This window comes from Thiolinea disciformis DSM 14473 (assembly GCF_000371925.1).
In the GTDB taxonomy this organism is placed as follows: Bacteria; Pseudomonadota; Gammaproteobacteria; order Thiotrichales; family Thiotrichaceae; genus Thiolinea; species Thiolinea disciformis.
This window is the reverse complement of record NZ_AQVE01000008.1, coordinates 1-17,245: the sequence shown is the minus strand read 5'-3', so window position 1 is coordinate 17,245 and position 17,245 is coordinate 1. Positions and strand designations below refer to the sequence as shown.

The following is a 17,245-nucleotide window of genomic DNA, read 5'->3' as shown; positions in this document are numbered from 1 at the left end:
TAAGGGATTAGCCATCAATGCCTCCAACGCAAACAATGGCTAGGTGCAGAGGAGCTTATTCAGAGGCAGGTTGGAAAAAGGTTGGACTTCTTTAGCAAAAATCAAAATTTTACGGAGAGTTTGGCATATTTTTAGAAAAGAAATAACCTTGACATCCACCTCTCCGAGGATGTCCGACATCAATGACTATAATTCCATCAAAAGCGCCGAATAGTCACCAACTCTGATAAACGCTCCCGCACTAACGCACTACCGGATGGGCTCTTACACAGCTTATCCATCAATAAAACAGGATCTTGGCAAGAGTCTAAAGTCTTACCCATCACTGCATCGATACAGTGCCGCCACTCTTCCAACTCAGGCGATACCGACTGTGGTAAGAAACTACCTTGGTATAAAGCAAATGCCTCATCCGATTGCCGACTGCGTAATGCCTGCCAAACTTGGATAAAGTCCGCCCACACTGACATTTGCAAACGATAAGGACGCGAGCCAATTTTTCCTTCTAAGAGACGACGTAAATGCGAAAGTTCAGCTTTCAAAGTGGACATGGCTATAGGTAAATCACCATATAAAGCCGCATGGAAGCTCTCTAAGGTCAAACCTTGGGGATTTAACGCGAGCAAACACAAGATTTCTACTTGGCGCATCGGTAAATTCAGAGGTTTACCTTGGAATAAAATGCGCGGCTGACCTAAAGCATGTATTTCTAGCTCGGCCTTGGGCAAATGTTGCGGTAAAGCACGCGCAATGGAGCGGGCTAATTCAGTAACCGCCGCTTGACCTAAGGGCGTATGACGCTTCCAAGTCGTGGACATATCCAATACACCCACTAATTCGCCAGACTGAGGATGCAGAATCGGTGCGGCATAACAAACCCAGTCATGCACAAAAGGTTGATAGTGTTCGGATGAAAAGACCGTCACAGGACGCTTAACATTCAAAGCCAAGCCTACTGCATTGGTACCAACTGAGCGCTCGTCCCAGCAGCCACCGGCGGTAAAATTAACCGACTCCGCACGGCTACGCATATGACGACTAGCAAAAGTCCATAATAAACGCCCTTGGGTATCGGCAATGGCTGCGACTAATTCACCCTCTTTGGCTAACTGCATCATTTGTTCTTGTTCACGTTGTGCAGCTTGGCTTAATAAAGAGCTTTTCCACAGACTTTGGGTTGTGTAGGCATCTTCAGCGGGTGCATGGCCTTGACGCGGCTTCGTAAATTGCGCACTTCTTTGCCACGAGGAAATAATATCTTCGCGGATGGGTGCTTGCTGAGGAATAGATAAGCCTGAAACAAATCGGTTCCATTGACTATCAAGCATACTGCGTCGCTGTAGTAACGACCCAGTAGTGGCTGTACGCTCCATAACGCCTCTCCTAACGTTTTACTAGGCTAATAAAGCCCTAGTTTGGCAATGCGTGATTTAACCAATCCACTGGAATAGTTAATTTTATTGAATATGCGTAAACATATAATATTTTTCAAATTCTTGCAGTTTTTTTAGTAATACTATTTTGTCGATTTCTAAATAAAATAGGCTGTGTCGGCTGCATGCTCAACTGTCTGGTATCAATCGCCTGTTCAATTAAATGGTGATGCGGTGATTTTGCACAAGTCGGATCTGCATGAGTCGGATCACCGGTTAACTTAAACGCTTGGCAATGACACCCGCCAAAATCTTTTTCACGCTCATCGCAACTACGACAGGGCTCTTTCATCCAGTCCTCACCACGGAAATAGTTGAACGCTTTAGACTCATACCAAATCCAATCTAGGTCGTGATCACGCACATTATGTAATTCTAAATTGGGCAAGCTACGTGCCGAGTGACAGGGCAATACCAAACCATCAGGTGCGACCGCTAAAAACACCCTACCCCAACCGGCGACACAGGCTTTCGGGCGCTTTTCATAATAATCCGGCACGACGTAGTAAATCTTCATCTTGCCTTTTAGTTTTTCTTGATAGTGATGCGCCACACGTTCTGCTTCGCGGACTTGTTCCAAGCTAGGTAATAGATGATCACGATTCGCCAAGGCCCAACCTTCAAATTGTGTGGTCGCCAGCTCCACATAATCCGCCTGTAATTCGGCAGCTAAATCCAGCATTTGTGCCACACGATCAGTATTTTGGCGATGAATCACAAAACACAGCACCATCGGATAGCCGTTTGCTTTGACCGCACGCGCCATTTCTAATTTATGCTGGAAGGCATTCGTGCCTGCTAAATAATCATTTAAAGTAGCATCATCGGCTTGGAAGCTGACTTGAATATGATCTAAACCCAGTTCACGGAATTTTTCGACCCGTGCAGCATCCATGCCTATACCGGAAGTAATCAGATTACTGTAATAACCGAGCTTGCGCGCCTCAGCAATGAGAATCTCTAAATCCTTACGCACCAGCGGTTCACCACCAGAAAAACCTAATTGCGCTGCACCCATCTTACGAGCTTGATGCAATACTTTGAGCCAAACCTCGGTATCTAGCTCAGCTTTTTTCGGTATTAATTCTAGTGGATTACTGCAATAAGGGCATTGCAACGGACAGGAATGGGTGACTTCAGCCAAGAGCCATAGTGGCGGCGGAATTTTAGCCATATTTAATCCAGCCCTGCACTTCAGCTTCCACTAAGAATTGCGTCACATCCTCAGCCAAGCCTTCGGTTTCATAATCTGCTTCTAGCTGCGCAATCATGGCCTCCACCGTGCGTTTACCATCGCATAGGGACAGCACTGCAGCGGCAGTATCACTTAATTTCACCATGCCTTCCGGATAAAGCAGCACATGATTTTGCTGAGCCTCCTCCCATTGAAACCGATAACCTGCCGCTAAACGCGGTATAGCTTTGAAATCAACACTCACGCGGTTTCCTCCACATTAAAATACGGCGGCATATTTTGCACATAGGCGAGATAAATCGCATCTAGCATGGACCAGAGCACATCCAGCTTAAATTTCAGAATCTTTAACGCACGTTGTTGTTGCTCATAAGTGGTGAAGTGCTGCAACGTTAAGGCGAGCCCATGATCAACGTCACGGTGTGCTTCGGTTAAGCGATTGCGGAAATATTGCAAACCCGCATTATCAATCCACGGATAATGATCCGGCCAACTTTGTAGGCGTTGTTTATGGGCGGTGGGAGCAAATAATTCGGTTAAGGACGAGCATACCCCTTCGCGCCAATCAGCGGTATGCACGAAATTAATATAGGCATCGACCGCAAACCGCACGCCAGGCAAAACATGACGCTGATCTAATAATGCTTCACGCGGCACGCCACAGGCTTCACCCAAACGAATCCAAGCCTCAATGCCACCATCGGAAATATGCCCTGCACTGGGGCCACCATCATGATCAAGAATGCGTTGAATCCACTGGCGGCGCACCTCACGATCAGGGCAGTTGAACAGCAAAGCCGCATCTTTACGCGGAATCGTCACTTGATAATAAAAGCGATTGGCGACCCAGCCGCGCAATTGCTCAGCAGTGAGCTTGCCTTCATACATCATGACTTGGAAAGGGTGATGAATATGGTAGTAGCGCCCTAAAGCGCGTAATTGTTGTTCAAATTCGGCGGGGGTCCATGCGTTGGTCATGCACTAAGCTCCTCTTCTTAAGGCACTAAAACTAATTCTAGCAGAGCTGGGGGTTGGTATAAGGTTGGTGAGTAGTGTTTAGGCTAAGCCTAGCGAAAATTTGTTTTCTAGCACCCAGACATTTGGCTAGCACGATGCCCTGATTTCCTACACCTTCTTACACCAATAACAAAAACACCCTAAACAATCTCTACAACTGCCACTTAGTTAATCAGAGTAAGCAAACTCTTCTCAAGCAAGGCGTCGACTCCCGATTAAAAACAAACCCCTGCACATAAAATAATATTAGTATAGGGTGTTGCTTCGCCAGTACGCACAATAGCCTTAGCTTGTTGGCTTAATATTTTAAAATTTTCGTGCGACGTCGTTTCAAATTGAGCTGGCAAGCCCTTTCCAATCAAGCTTTGATACCATGCTGGGGCAGCAGTATTAATTAGAGCCTCTTGTGCCAGAATGGCTCGTTCCACCTCCATTTCACTTAAGATAACGTTTAAGACCTCATGAAAACGCGGAATACCCAGACTGAGTGCTAGATCAATGCGCTTTACCTGCGCGGGAATCGGCAAGCCCGCATCAGCAATCACTAACATATCACCATGCCCCAAACCAGCAAGACAATACGATAACTCGGCATTTAGCAATAAGGTCTTTTTCATAATCCTCTCTAAAAATTCTTAAGCCATGCATTTGGCAGTAGAATCCCGCACACATAACTCGGGTGTTAATAGCAAGGTTTGCGTATCACTGCGCCTACCTTTAATACGTTCCACCAACATATCGACGGCATGAATACCCATTTCTTGTTTGGGCTGGCGCACAGTGGTGAGCGGCGGGCTGGTAAAACGTGATAATTCAATGTCATCGAAGCCCACTATCGACAAATCACGTGGCACTTGTAGACCTTGCTCATGTATCGCCCGTAATGCACCAATCGCCATTAAATCATTACAAATGACCACGGCACTTGGCTTATCCCTAGGAGCACTTTTCCAATAAGACAACAGCTCCAACATGGTGTCATAACCGCCTTGACTCGTAAAATCACTGTGTAACAGCACTGAGGGTTTCATAGCGGCCCATTGTAAAGCAGCCAGCCAACCGTTTACCCGCTGATCACTAGCACTTAAACCTTGGGGGCCTGCAATACACGCAATCTGACGATGATGTAAGGCTAATAAATGCTGGGTAGCCAATTTAGTGCCATGCTCATGAGCGGTTTCGACTAAATCGCAAGTTTTATTGTTAACCTCACGATCCACTAGCACGACTGGAATATTCAATTTTAAAGGCAGGCGCCATTGATCGGGCTTACTGGCCGTAATGAGGATGAGGCCATCGACGCGCTTTTCCATGAGAATTTTTAAATATTTAGTTTGGCGCTCTGGATTATCGTAGGTATTACACAAAATCAGGTTGTAGCCTAGCTCAAAACTACGCGCCTCAATACTACGCATAATTTCGCTAAAATACGGATTCGAACAATTCGGAACCAACATCCCTAGGGTATGGGTATTTTGACTTTTTAGGCTGCGTGCTACGCTACTGGGGACATAGGCTAATTCTTTGATCGCCGTTTGTACACGCTCAGTGGCTTCAGAACCGACAAAGCGTGTTCCATTGATCACGTGTGAAACCGTAGAAATAGAAACTTGGGCATGTTTGGCTACATCTTTAATGGAAGTCATAGAACAATTAGTGTGCAGTTTGTAGGCGACGTTGGCGCAGTGTATCAATAATGACCGCCACTACAATCACTACGCCCGTAATAATACGCTTACTGGGTTCGCTAGCACCAATCTGCGCTAAACCGGCTTCTAACACGGCAATAATCAACACACCAAAAAACGTAGCCACAACTGAGCCACGCCCCCCCATGAGGCTAGTGCCACCGATCACGACCGCTGCAATGACTTTTAACTCTATCCCGACACCCGCATTGGGATCAGCCGCTTCTAAGCGCGCCGCCTGCATTAAACCCGCTAACGCAGCTAATAAGCCCATGGCAGCAAATACACTAATACGAATGGGGCGGGGATCAATACCGGCTAAGCGCATCGCCTCTTCATTCGTGCCAATGCCAATCATATAACGCCCGAAAATAGTCCGAGTCAGCAATATATGCCCCAACACGACTACCATTAAAGCAACCATAAAGGCGAGTGAAATACCGCCGAAACCCGCCGAAATGGGTTGTGCCAAGCCTCCCATTGCACTACCGACATATTGGGTACGCGAATCAGTGACTAGATAAGCACTACCGCGAATCGCTTCTAATAAGCCTAGGGAAACAATAAACGAAGGTATTTTCCAGATAACACTAATGGCACCATTCACCGTACCACAGACCAAGCCCACACTTAGTGCAAATAAGCCCGCTACTACAGGTGACCAACTCCATTGTAAAATCGCAACGGCACTGACCGCAGCACTGAGCGCCAACACCGAGCCGACTGACAAATCAATGCCAGCAATAATTAATACAAAGGTCATACCCACTGCCATCACAGCCAAACCCGGAATTTCATTGGCAATGGTGACAAAAGTGTCAGAACTCCAAAAATATTCGCTTTTCAGACTAAAAAAAGCGATTAGGGCTAATAAAACCAAGAAAAGACCGAGATAAGTTGCCCATGGGGATTGCCAAAAGGAAGTTTTATGCTTATCCAATTCGGGGCTGGCTGGAGCTGGCTGGGTTGCTTGCATAACAATACCTATGGAAGATAAAAGCTTGATCAAAAGTTTTAAGCTAAGCTTGCGTAAAGGCAGCCTCTAATAAGGCTTGTTCTGTCCACTCGCCACGCTTAAATAAGGCCACTAAGCGCCCCATACTCATAACGCCAATCCGATCACTCACCGCCATTAATTCACGCAAATCGCTTGACACCATCACAATAGCTTTGCCTTCGCTTGCCATTTGATTGATTTGCGCATAAATATCTGAGCGCGCCCCCACATCCACACCCCGTGTTGGCTCATCTAATAATAAAATATCGCAGTCTTTTTCTAGCCAGCGTGCAAATACTACTTTCTGCTGATTACCACCGGATAAAGTAGCAACCGCTTGTTCCGCACCAAAAGAACGAATAGCAAGGGCTTTAATCCATTTGGAGGCAAGTAGTTTTTCACGTACTCGCGCCACAAACCCACCCATGGTAATGCGAGCGGTATTCCCAAGGCTGATATTATGAGCGATTGATTGGGGGAGTAATAACCCTTGGGATTTCCGATCCTCAGTCACTAACCCCAAACCCGCTTGTATGGCAGTTAAAGGATTAACCCAATTAGGGGTAATAGTGAGAACTGGTTTATGGTGACGATGAATATGCAGCTTCCCGCTATCAGCTTTATCCGCACCAAATAATAAACGTACCAACTCTGTGCGACCTGAGCCCACTAAACCGGCAATTCCCAAAATTTCACCATGGTGCAGCGCAAAACTTACCGACCTTACCGCTTTAGCACGCGACAGTTGCTCAACTTGTAAGGCAATGCTTCCTTGCGGACGCGCTGCTTGTGTATTTAAATCATCTACCTCCCGCCCCACCATACGCTGGACTAAATCTTTTTCTTGCACGCCCGCCATGGGGCGCACATCCACCAAATGCCCATCACGTAATACGGCAACAGTATCTGCAATTTTCTGTAGCTCTTCTAAACGGTGCGAAACATAAATAATCGCAACACCTTTGGCTTTTAATTCAGCAATTTGTTGAAACAGATGGGTCGATTCGCGTGGCGTAAGCATCGCGGTAGGCTCATCCAGTATCAATACTTGCAAGTTGTCTTGCAAATTGCGGGCAATCTCAACCATTTGCTGCTGTCCGATCCCCAACTCAGAGACTAAGGTGTCAGGATTAAGTTGCTCCAACCCCATTTTATTAAGTTGTTGAACAGCTCTTTCGCGTAATACGGTTTTATCTAACCAACCTAGATGATGGGGTAAATGTCCCATCAACAAATTCTCGGCTACTGTCAACGTGGGAATTAAACCTAACTCTTGCAACACCATGCGCACGCCCTGTGCTTCCGCATCGCGCCGTGAAGAGGGCGTGTAAGTTTGCCCATTGAGTAACAGTGAGCCACTCGAAGCGGAGGTAAGACCGCAAATAATTTTAGAAACAGTGCTTTTACCTGCACCATTTTCTCCGGTGAGTGCTAAAACTTCGCCACGCCTTAGGCTTAACGTAATGTCCTCTAACACTAAGGTTTGTGCGTAAGATTTACTAATAGCCTTTAAGTGCAACACAGGAAGCGTCGAATTAGTGCTCATATTGGATGATGCAAAACTAACAGTCATAACTCGCTCGCTGATAGTAACCAAGTACTACCCTCATTGATAAAATGAAGGTAGTTAATGCTTCGGTGTAGTCTTATTTAGAGTCTTTAGTCACTAAAACCACATCGGTTTTCACTTGTGCTTGCATATCATTTTGCGTTTGTTTGTCAGCAATAGCTTTTAGCGCAACTTCAATACCAAACACAGCCTGTTTAGAACCGAATTGATCCGCTGTTGCTAACAAACTACCATCGTCCAATAAAGGCTTCACTGCACTGATATTGTCGTAACCACCCACCAAGACCTGACCTGTTTTATTAGCGGCCTTGATCGCTGCGACAGCACCAATCGCCATGCTATCATTACCGGCTAATACTGCTTTCAAGTCAGGATGCTCACGTAGGAAAGCGGAAGTAACTTTATTACCCCCTTCAATTTCCCAATTGCCCGATTGCACGCCCACAACATTCATTTTGGCGGCTTCCATCGCATCTTTATAGCCAGCGGTACGTTGTTGAGCATTGAAAGTTGTAGACACACCCTCAATAATCGCCACTTTATCATTTTCTTTTAATTGCTTAGCCACATAGTCACCTACCAGCTTGGCACCCACGCGATTATCTGGCCCTACAAAAGGCACGACTAGGTTTTTATCTTTTAAGGCCGCTTGATCCAGTTGATTATCAATATTGACCACCAATACACCTTTATCGACGGCGGCTTTAATCGCTGGCACTAAAGCTTTCGAATCAGCGGGCGCAATCACAATCGCATTAACTTTTTGTGCCACCATCTGCTCAATAATTTTGATCTGTGCTGCGGTATCGGTTTCATCCTTAATACCATTGGTAACTAAAGTGTATTTAGCCGCATTGTCTTTTTGATGGGCTTTCGCACCCTCTTCCATAGACTGAAAAAATTCATTCGCTAGGGATTTCATGATTAAAGCCACTTTAGGTACATCTTCAGCCCAAACAGGGGTAGCCCAAATACTACTCATTAAACTCAAGCTAGCTAGCATAGTGAATGCGAATTGACGACGTGAAATAGTCATAATGATCTCCTCCAACTGACAGTTTATTTCCTTGCACTTTTGACAGCCTACTCTAAAAAAACGTTTGCGCAAACGTTTTTTTCATAAAAAGTACCAAGCCACTGAAAATAAAACCGATGAATCTCGCAGAAATAATTTATAAAATTTGGAGGCAAACTGTCTAAGTCATTAGCCAAGCGCAGTCAGAAAAATACGAAAGTTTTAAGTCTTAAACAACTACTTAGTGCTTCTTTTCCAGATGTCCACCAAAACCGTAACGCATCGCAGACAAAACTTTATAAGCATATTCTGCTTGTCCACGTGATTCGAAGCGTGAATATAAAGCAGCGCTAATTACCGGCACAGGTACACCTTCGTCCACCGCAGCTTGCACCGTCCAACGGCCTTCCCCTGAATCTGCCACCTGTCCCGAAAAACCATCCAATGCTGGATCACTTTGCAAAGCTGCAGCAGTTAAATCTAATAGCCACGAGCCGATGACACTACCGCGTCGCCAAACTTCGGTAATATCCTTAATATTAAAATCATATTGATAGTGTTCGGGGTGACGTAGTGGTGTGGTTTCGGCATCTTTAGCATGGTCTTGCTTACCCACATTCGCGTGATGCAGGATATTTAAACCCTCCGCAAATGCTGCCATAAGTCCGTATTCAATACCGTTGTGCACCATCTTCACAAAATGTCCAGCACCACTAGGGCCACAATACAAATACCCCTGTTCAGCCGTCGACACCGGCAAATTCTCTAAAGCCTTGGTACGTGGCGCAGTGTCCACACCGGGCGCCAATGCTTGAAAAATAGGCTCTACATGATCGGCGGCTGTTTTATCGCCCCCAATCATTAAGCAATAACCTCGCTCCAAACCCCAGACACCCCCACTGACACCAACATCCAAATAATGAATGCCCAATTCGGCAAAAGCCTGATGACGACGAATATCATCGTGGTAATACGAATTACCACCATCTATGACGATATCGCCTGCTTGCAATAAAGGTTTTAATTCTTCCAGCACCTCATCAACAATGGCCACAGGCAACATCAAGCATAAAGCACGTGGTGCTTTCAACTTAGCCACATACTCAACCAAGGATTGGGCTGGAATGCCACCTTGTTGTGCCAGCATTTGCAAGGCTTGTGGATTACGATCAAAACCCACGCATTCATGACCCGCACGCATAATCCGTGTCGCCATATTCGCGCCCATTCGCCCCAAACCAATAATGCCGAATTGCATGGAGTACTCCTGTTATTCAAAAAACAAGTTATGTCTTTAAGCATAGCTTGAAATAACGGCATCATCCGTAGAAGCTTATTGCCGAGCTAGTAGACTCAACTTCACTAGGGCAAATCATTTTGCAAGTGATGAGGAGTAGTCGTGCAAGCAATGGGTAGCGCGATTCAAAGACAAAGGTAGAAGATTTCAACTAAACCAGTAGTGTAAGCCGCTTCATGGCGCTCATTCAATCACTCAAATCACAAGGTTGAAATCATCACACCTTGTGATTTGAGTCTGAAACTAGCTAAACACTAGCCGCAATAGGGGGGCTGCCTACTCGGGATTTATTGAGTAAAAATGGGATAAAGCCCAGCAAAAGTCCACCAATACCGATCAAGTTAGTAGTTAAATCAAAATTGATGGCACTATAAACCGCAATGAAGACCATAAAAGCAGCAGCTAATGCAGGCCAAATGACATAAGAAATGGCTTTCCATACCTCAGATTTTATTTTATCGCGATAGTACCAAGCACACGCAAATCCCGCCAAACTCATATAAAAGCAAATCTGAAATCCAATCGCCATCACCGATGTATCCAAAATTTGTTTAACTGACTCCATATAAGACGAGCTAAATAATAAAGTCACGCCTAACAACCAAATTACTAAGGTAGCTACCCACGGTGTTTGCCATTCGGGATGAATTTTGGAATAACATGGATGTAAAGCTTTGTCGCGTGACATAGCAAACATACTGCGGCTAAATTGCAAAATCTGAGTCTCAATCGTGCCAACGGTACTCAAAATGGTGGATAACACCGCGAGATAACTCCAAGGCTTTGGGAATAATTTATCAGCAATTGCATACAAGACATTAGTATTAGCCGCTGCAATTTCTTCGTCAGTCAATACAATTAATACGACAATCATCATAATGATAAAAAACAAAATCAGGTTCACCATCGCCCAAAATGCGCCCTGCCCCGCTGGTTTAGGCTCACCATCTTCTGTTTCCTCGCCTAAATTCATGGTGACATCCCAACCCCAATAGAAAAAAATCGCTGTTAACGCCCCAGTAGCAAAGGTTGCTGGTGTAAATGAAAACGGTGAGACCCACGCCCAAGATGGTGGGTGCCCGGGATTGTTACCGTACTTAATAAAAGCACCAATAATGAGGGCGAAAATAATGACCGTTTCAATCACGGTAAGGATTATTTGGGCATAACTTGCATGTTTAATGCCCTTAGTCACCACTATTGTCACCAAGGTTAGCCAAATCGCAGCCGTTAAACTCACCCACCCAGTGCTTTCAACAATAGCCTTATCAAGGCCAAAGGTTTCTGACAGAATCACGAGCGTTGAGGTCGCTGCGGGAATGGTGGCCGATACCATAAAAACCACTGAAGCCACTAATAGCCCCCAGCCCGCAAAAAATCCCCACGATCGTCCAAATACCTTGCCGACCCAAGCATAGGTTGCTCCTGCGTTTGGGCTCATTTCATTGAGGTGGGTAAATGCCAACATAATACCGAACATAATCAAGCCACAGTACAGAATACTGCCTACTGATAAGGTTCCAACAGCGCTAACAATCACCGCCGTGGTGACCGCCACGCTAAAAGCGGGAGCAGTCCCTGCTATTCCCATGACAGCCGACTCCAGAACACCTAGAGAGCCGGCCGCTAAACTTTTTTCTTCTGACATTACCTCTCCTTAATTAGCAACATAAAAGAAATGAAAGCAATTTGTAGCACAAAGCCTCTACATCGTTGCAAACATTGTGTGCTTTTTTCAAAGAAGCTGCTAGCTAGGGAAAAGTGGAAAAATTAACAATATCTAAATAAAGAAAGAGCATACAGCACTGTATGCTCTTGGAAACCGAGAAAGTAATTGGCTACGCGGTTTTAATCGCTTTTTTATCTATACGCCAGGACATGATACCGGCGGTGAGTAAAGTAACGACCACGAACCCTAGTGAGAATGCAATAGGAATTTTGTAAACCTCGAGCAACAACATCTTGATCCCGATAAATACCAAAATAATGGCCAACGCATAAGGCAATAGTGACATGCGATTAGCTAAATCGGCAATCAAGAAAAACATGGCACGTAAGCCCAAGATCGCCAACAAGTTTGCGGTTAAGACAATAAAGGGATCGGTGGTTACCGCAAAAATGGCTGGAATCGAATCAACGGCGAAAATTAAATCAGAAAATTCAACCAAAATAAGTACGATCATTAAAGGCGTGAAAAATAACACACCATCACGACGTACCCAGAATTTCTCACCTTCTAAACCTTCGGTAATACGTAGATGCTTTCTGAGCCAGCGTAATAGCCATCCATCCTCGGAATCCACTTCTTCGCCATGGTTGCGCCACATTTTTATGCCCGTAAACACCAAAAATGCACCGAATACATATAATATCCAATGAAATTCTTGAATTAACCATGCACCCGCAAAGATCATAATAGTGCGCATAATAATCGCGCCTAGCACACCATATAAGAGCACCTTACGCTGCATATTCGCAGGAATAGCGAAAGCTGAGAAAATCATTAACCAAACAAATACATTATCAATAGCCAAAGACTTTTCAATTAAATAGCCGGTAAAAAACTCTAAAGCACGCTCATTGGCAAGCTCAAGCCCTACCTTATTTTTCAAATACATCCAAAGTCCAGCACCAAATAACAAAGCAACAGCGACCCAAACACCACTCCAAATGGCGGCCTGTTTGGTAGAAACTTTCGCTTGCCCACTTTTATTAAACGCAACAATATCAATCAGCAATAACACTGCGACTAGCGCAAAAAATATACCATATAAACCAATATTTCCTATGCTCTCCATAATGATCCCAAGCTTAAGGGTTAAGAACAGTTAAAACTAACCTAGTACAGACTTTGGCTAAATTTCCTAGGACTCCAGTAGGGATAATTTGACTAAATTTTAAGAGCTTATTTGGAGAAAATTACAAGACGCTCAACCCCGTACAAGGCTCATTGACCTCATAAAAAAGGCGGCAAGCCTAAGCTCACCGCCCTGCCAGGAGGAGAAGTATTAAGCCTCAACCAAACTGACTTTAGGTTCTGGTTTTAGTAATTTGAAGTTGAGACGGAACAAGGTGGCAATCGTTTTTAATTGTAGTAACACCAAGGGTGCTAACAATACAAAGTGAACGATGGAAAACTTTTCTACCAAACCAGACCCGACTAATCCTACATGGATGAAGAAAAACGCCATCACAAAGGCTGCAACGCCGGGACAGACTAAAGAAAATGCACCAATACTTTTTGCGCTACCGTATAAATAATCCTTAAAATACCCCAAACGTTGCATTACCACATACCCCAGCAAGGCAAATAAGACTTGGATACTGACAAACATGGTAAACATCGCTAAGTTGTAGATTGGCTCAATATGTGTGCCAAAATTATGATGCATTCCCATCAGCAGGCGATAAATCGCAATACCCGCTAAGGTAATAATCGGAATAATAATCCACAAAGATACCGCCGCTTCACGATCTACTCCTTGCTGTAACATGCCTCTAAAACCTAAGACCAAGACAATCATGCCCAATAAAGCAGCAAAGCTTAAGAACATCAGCGCCAAAATCATAGCCATACCAGAAGTGACAGCAACCTGACTCATGGCGGCTGAGGCCGAGAAACCCACCCCGACCATGGTTAAGGCAAAGACCGCTAACAATTGGCTTAAGCTATTGTTGCGTGAGCAATCAAATGTACCTGTACTCAAAGCACGCGCCATAAAGCGCAGTAAAATTTTCAGCGCGTAGAAACCTGTGATCGCAAATGCCAAAATGGCAGCGGGGAATAAATATTCGACCACTGACCAAAGCTTCGGTACAAAGACCGCGCCTAATGCAAAACCGACATTAATGGTCATGGCAAACGTCAAAGGCAGTGCCATTAATTGCACTTCGCCATTCGATTGACGCAAACCTTGGTAAGTGTCTGTACGCTGGTAACGCAGATATTCCACACTATTCCACACCAAAAGACGCAGGTGTAACAGGGCAAAGAGTGCTAATCCCACTAATGACACACCAATCAAACCTTGCATCCACGGGTTACCCACTTGGAACGCCGCCACTAGGGATTCCCAAGTCGGAATCGGTGTGTTAGGGTGTGGAGTCAAAAACATTAAATAGATGAAAAAAGAGATACTTAAGCCGCCCGCGCCTAATGCGGATAGAAAATACAAAGGCGAGTAGCTAGCACCTAAGTGGCTAGGTAGTTTGAACATGATAAGCTCCGCTAGTTTATTATTACGAATATATTAGCTAACTCTAATATTTCAACATTGATATTTAGCAAAGCTAAAAATTAATTATTAGGCAGTACGGATTTTGCGCATAGCGCATAGCACTTAGCACAGCTTCAAAATCCTTAGGTAATGAAGCACTTATGCTTAATTCATGCCGATAGACCGGATGAACAATACGCAAAGTACCAGCATGTAGCAGCAAGCGTTCGCAAGCGAATTGCTCGCGAAACAAGCGATTTTGCTTACCATCGCCATGCGTAGTATCTCCCAAAATAGGGTGAAAAATATGCTTTAGATGACGGCGTAATTGATGCCTACGCCCCGTTTTTGGCTGCAATGCTAAGAGTGAATAGCGGCTGCTTGGATGCTTAACGGAAGCAAAGGGCAGCTCAAATGACTCAAGGTTTCGATAATGCGTAATCGCAGTTTGAGCAGGCTTATTAGGATCAGCTTTAGCATCAGCGATCTCGTCCAGCTCTTCTTTTAACGCATAATCAATCACACCTTCAGGTGCACAGAAACCACGCACTAAAGCCCGATAAGTTTTCTGCACTACGCCTTGGGTAAATTGCTCAGTTAAAGCACGGGCAGTAGCAGTATCTAAAGCAAATAACAGAACACCTGAGGTAGGTCGATCTAAACGATGTACAGGATAAACCTTCTGGCCGATTTGATCGCGTAATAATTGCACAGCAAATTGGGTTTCGTGCTTATCAATCAGGCTACGGTGCACTAACAAACCGGCTGGTTTATTGATCGCGACCAACCAGTTGTCTTGATACAGAATCGGAAGCAACATTAAATCTTAAATAGCTTGCATATCCATGCTACCTGCTTCGCGCTCAACTGCAATCACTTGCCCACGTAAAGAATTGGGCAAAGCTTCGCTAATCTGAATATCGACAAAGCGCCCAATTAAACGTGTATTGCCATCGAAGTTCACCACACGGTTATTCTCGGTACGACCCGCTAACTGATTTGGATCTTTCTTCGCGGGACGCTCCACCAACACACGTTGTACTGTACCCACCATACTTTGGCTAATCGCGTTGGCACTGTCCAAAATACGACTTTGTAAGGTTTGCAAACGCTGCTTTTTAACGTCCATCGGGGTGTCATCGGGCAAACTGGCGGCAGGTGTACCTGGGCGTGCGCTATAGATAAAGCTGAAACTATGATCAAAACCAATCTCATCAATCAACTTCATGGTATCCGCGAAATCTTTCTCAGTTTCCCCCGGAAAGCCGACTATGAAATCCGAGGACATACTAATCGTCGGGCGCAGTTGGCGAATCTTACGAATTTTGGATTTATATTCCAGCACCATATGATTACGCTTCATCGCCGCCAAAATCCGGTCTGAACCACTTTGTACCGGCAAGTGCAAATGGCTCACTAGCTCTGGTACTTGCGCATACACATTAATCAAACTCTCGCTAAACTCATTTGGGTGCGAAGTCGTAAAGCGAATGCGGTCAATCCCATCCACCGCCGCCACATATTGAATCAAGAGCGCTAAATCGGCGACTTCACCATCGTGCATAATGCCACGATACGCATTCACATTTTGCCCCAATAAATTGACCTCACGCACACCTTGCGCTGCCAACTGTGCCACTTCAGCCAAAACATCATCAAAGGGACGAGACACTTCTTCACCACGGGTATAAGGCACAACACAGAAGGTGCAATATTTACTGCAACCTTCCATGATCGACACAAATGCTGTGGGACCTTCTGCCCGTGGCTCAGGCAGATAATCGAATTTCTCAATTTCAGGGAAACTAATATCCACGACAGGTTTACGCAGCGTGCGCACTTGATTAATCAAGTCCGGCAAACGGTGTAGGGTTTGAGGGCCAAATACCACATCCACTAAAGGCGCTCGCTCCCGTAAAGCTTCTCCTTCTTGACTGGCAACGCAACCCCCTACCCCAATAATCACATGAGGATTTTTTTCTTTAAGCGCGCGCCAACGACCCACTTGAGAAAACACTTTTTCCTGCGCTTTTTCACGGATCGAGCAAGTATTCAGCAACAGCACATCCGCTTCCTCAGGGTTGCTCGTTAACTCCATACCTTCGTGTGCATGAAGTACATCAAGCATTTTCGCTGAATCGTACTCATTCATCTGACAACCATGCGTTTCGATGAAAATTTTACCGGCCATATCCTTTCTCAATCACAGTGTTAAAGCAATCGACGATTATGTCTGGCAGATGTTCCTCGGGCAACAGCTAGCTTAGTAAATAATGGTTTTTTCAGAAAAATCCTTATGCCAAAACACCAGTCCTAGTCTTGGTGGTAGGTCGTGAACAATCGTGACTTACAGTGCAGTTCTTATGGATTTAGGAAATGTCACCCTATATTCTAGCTAGAACGCGGGTCTTAACCAAAAACTATATTAATCGAATAGGCTTAGTAGGAGACGCAATGGAGTTGAGGATTACTTGCACAAGATTAAAGAGCGTCATACAGGCTGTAAAAAGCCAACAATTTGAATAGACTGTAAAAAATACCATTAAACTATCAAAATAATTTAATGGCATAGGTTTGTTTGTACAGATCACGTTAAAACTTTAACAAATCTCGCATCTAGTTAGACGCCTAATTAAAGAGGGCATTTTCCCAAACGCGATTTCGTAATCAGAGCTAGCCCAACGCGGAACTGAACCGGGCATCGGACGACTAAACGCAGTTTCGTAATCAGAACTAGCCCAACGCGGAACTGAGCCAGGCATCGGACGACCAAATGCAGTCTCGTAATTAGAGCTAGCCCAACGCGGAACTGGGCT

Annotated in this window: 16 protein-coding genes; all 16 read right to left on the bottom strand. The window is 45.0% G+C overall.

The genetic code is table 11. The features are described 5' to 3' along the window. Positions 1-197: 197 nt before the first annotated feature. On the bottom strand, positions 198-1,373 hold the full coding sequence (locus A3IE_RS0108050; protein ID WP_020395096.1) for a GAF domain-containing protein: 1,176 nt from the start codon (positions 1,371-1,373) through the stop codon (positions 198-200). A 115-nt stretch (positions 1,374-1,488) separates the two neighbouring features. Beyond that, on the bottom strand, positions 1,489-2,607 hold the full coding sequence (gene pqqE / locus A3IE_RS0108045) for a pyrroloquinoline quinone biosynthesis protein PqqE (RefSeq protein ID WP_020395095.1): 1,119 nt from the start codon (positions 2,605-2,607) through the stop codon (positions 1,489-1,491). Continuing rightward, complete coding sequence (pqqD, locus tag A3IE_RS0108040; RefSeq protein ID WP_020395094.1) at positions 2,600-2,872, bottom strand: pyrroloquinoline quinone biosynthesis peptide chaperone PqqD; 273 nt, start codon at positions 2,870-2,872, stop codon at positions 2,600-2,602. The genes pqqE and pqqD overlap by 8 nt, the downstream gene beginning before the upstream one ends. After that, entirely contained in the window at positions 2,869-3,606 is a 738-nt protein-coding gene (gene pqqC / locus A3IE_RS0108035) for a pyrroloquinoline-quinone synthase PqqC (RefSeq protein ID WP_020395093.1), read from the bottom strand. The genes pqqD and pqqC overlap by 4 nt, the downstream gene beginning before the upstream one ends. A gap of 254 nt (positions 3,607-3,860) precedes the next feature. After that, the gene (gene rbsD, locus A3IE_RS0108030) at positions 3,861-4,262 is read right to left on the bottom strand and encodes a D-ribose pyranase (RefSeq protein ID WP_020395092.1); all 402 of its coding nucleotides are present in this window, start codon (positions 4,260-4,262) and stop codon (positions 3,861-3,863) included. Positions 4,263-4,280: 18 nt separating this feature from the next. After that, positions 4,281-5,291 carry a LacI family DNA-binding transcriptional regulator gene (locus A3IE_RS0108025; RefSeq protein WP_020395091.1) on the bottom strand — a complete coding sequence of 337 codons (1,011 nt, stop codon included), beginning with the start codon at positions 5,289-5,291 and terminating at the stop codon, positions 4,281-4,283. Between the two features lie 7 nt (positions 5,292-5,298). After that, on the bottom strand, positions 5,299-6,309 hold the full coding sequence (locus tag A3IE_RS0108020) for an ABC transporter permease (protein WP_020395090.1): 1,011 nt from the start codon (positions 6,307-6,309) through the stop codon (positions 5,299-5,301). Between the two features lie 43 nt (positions 6,310-6,352). After that, positions 6,353-7,903, bottom strand: coding sequence for a sugar ABC transporter ATP-binding protein (locus A3IE_RS0108015; protein WP_211206810.1), 1,551 nt, complete (start codon positions 7,901-7,903; stop codon positions 6,353-6,355). Positions 7,904-7,976: 73 nt separating this feature from the next. Beyond that, complete coding sequence (locus A3IE_RS0108010; RefSeq protein WP_020395088.1) at positions 7,977-8,936, bottom strand: sugar ABC transporter substrate-binding protein; 960 nt, start codon at positions 8,934-8,936, stop codon at positions 7,977-7,979. Between the two features lie 220 nt (positions 8,937-9,156). Continuing rightward, a complete protein-coding gene (gnd, locus tag A3IE_RS0108005) occupies positions 9,157-10,173 on the bottom strand; it encodes a phosphogluconate dehydrogenase (NAD(+)-dependent, decarboxylating) (RefSeq protein ID WP_020395087.1) in 1,017 nt (338 codons plus the stop codon). 286 nt (positions 10,174-10,459) lie between these two features. Then, positions 10,460-11,860, bottom strand: coding sequence for an APC family permease (locus tag A3IE_RS0108000; RefSeq protein ID WP_020395086.1), 1,401 nt, complete (start codon positions 11,858-11,860; stop codon positions 10,460-10,462). Between the two features lie 190 nt (positions 11,861-12,050). Continuing rightward, on the bottom strand, positions 12,051-13,010 hold the full coding sequence (locus A3IE_RS0107995; protein WP_020395085.1) for a TerC family protein: 960 nt from the start codon (positions 13,008-13,010) through the stop codon (positions 12,051-12,053). Positions 13,011-13,220: 210 nt separating this feature from the next. Then, a complete protein-coding gene (locus tag A3IE_RS0107990) occupies positions 13,221-14,429 on the bottom strand; it encodes a TsoY family (seleno)protein (RefSeq protein ID WP_020395084.1) in 1,209 nt (402 codons plus the stop codon). A 73-nt stretch (positions 14,430-14,502) separates the two neighbouring features. Further along, positions 14,503-15,249 carry a tRNA pseudouridine(65) synthase TruC gene (truC, locus tag A3IE_RS0107985; RefSeq protein ID WP_020395083.1) on the bottom strand — a complete coding sequence of 249 codons (747 nt, stop codon included), beginning with the start codon at positions 15,247-15,249 and terminating at the stop codon, positions 14,503-14,505. A gap of 6 nt (positions 15,250-15,255) precedes the next feature. Next, the gene (gene miaB / locus A3IE_RS0107980) at positions 15,256-16,620 is read right to left on the bottom strand and encodes a tRNA (N6-isopentenyl adenosine(37)-C2)-methylthiotransferase MiaB (RefSeq protein WP_020395082.1); all 1,365 of its coding nucleotides are present in this window, start codon (positions 16,618-16,620) and stop codon (positions 15,256-15,258) included. Between the two features lie 409 nt (positions 16,621-17,029). After that, on the bottom strand, positions 17,030-17,245 hold a 216-nt coding region (locus tag A3IE_RS23065; protein ID WP_211206809.1), incomplete at its 5' end, for a hypothetical protein.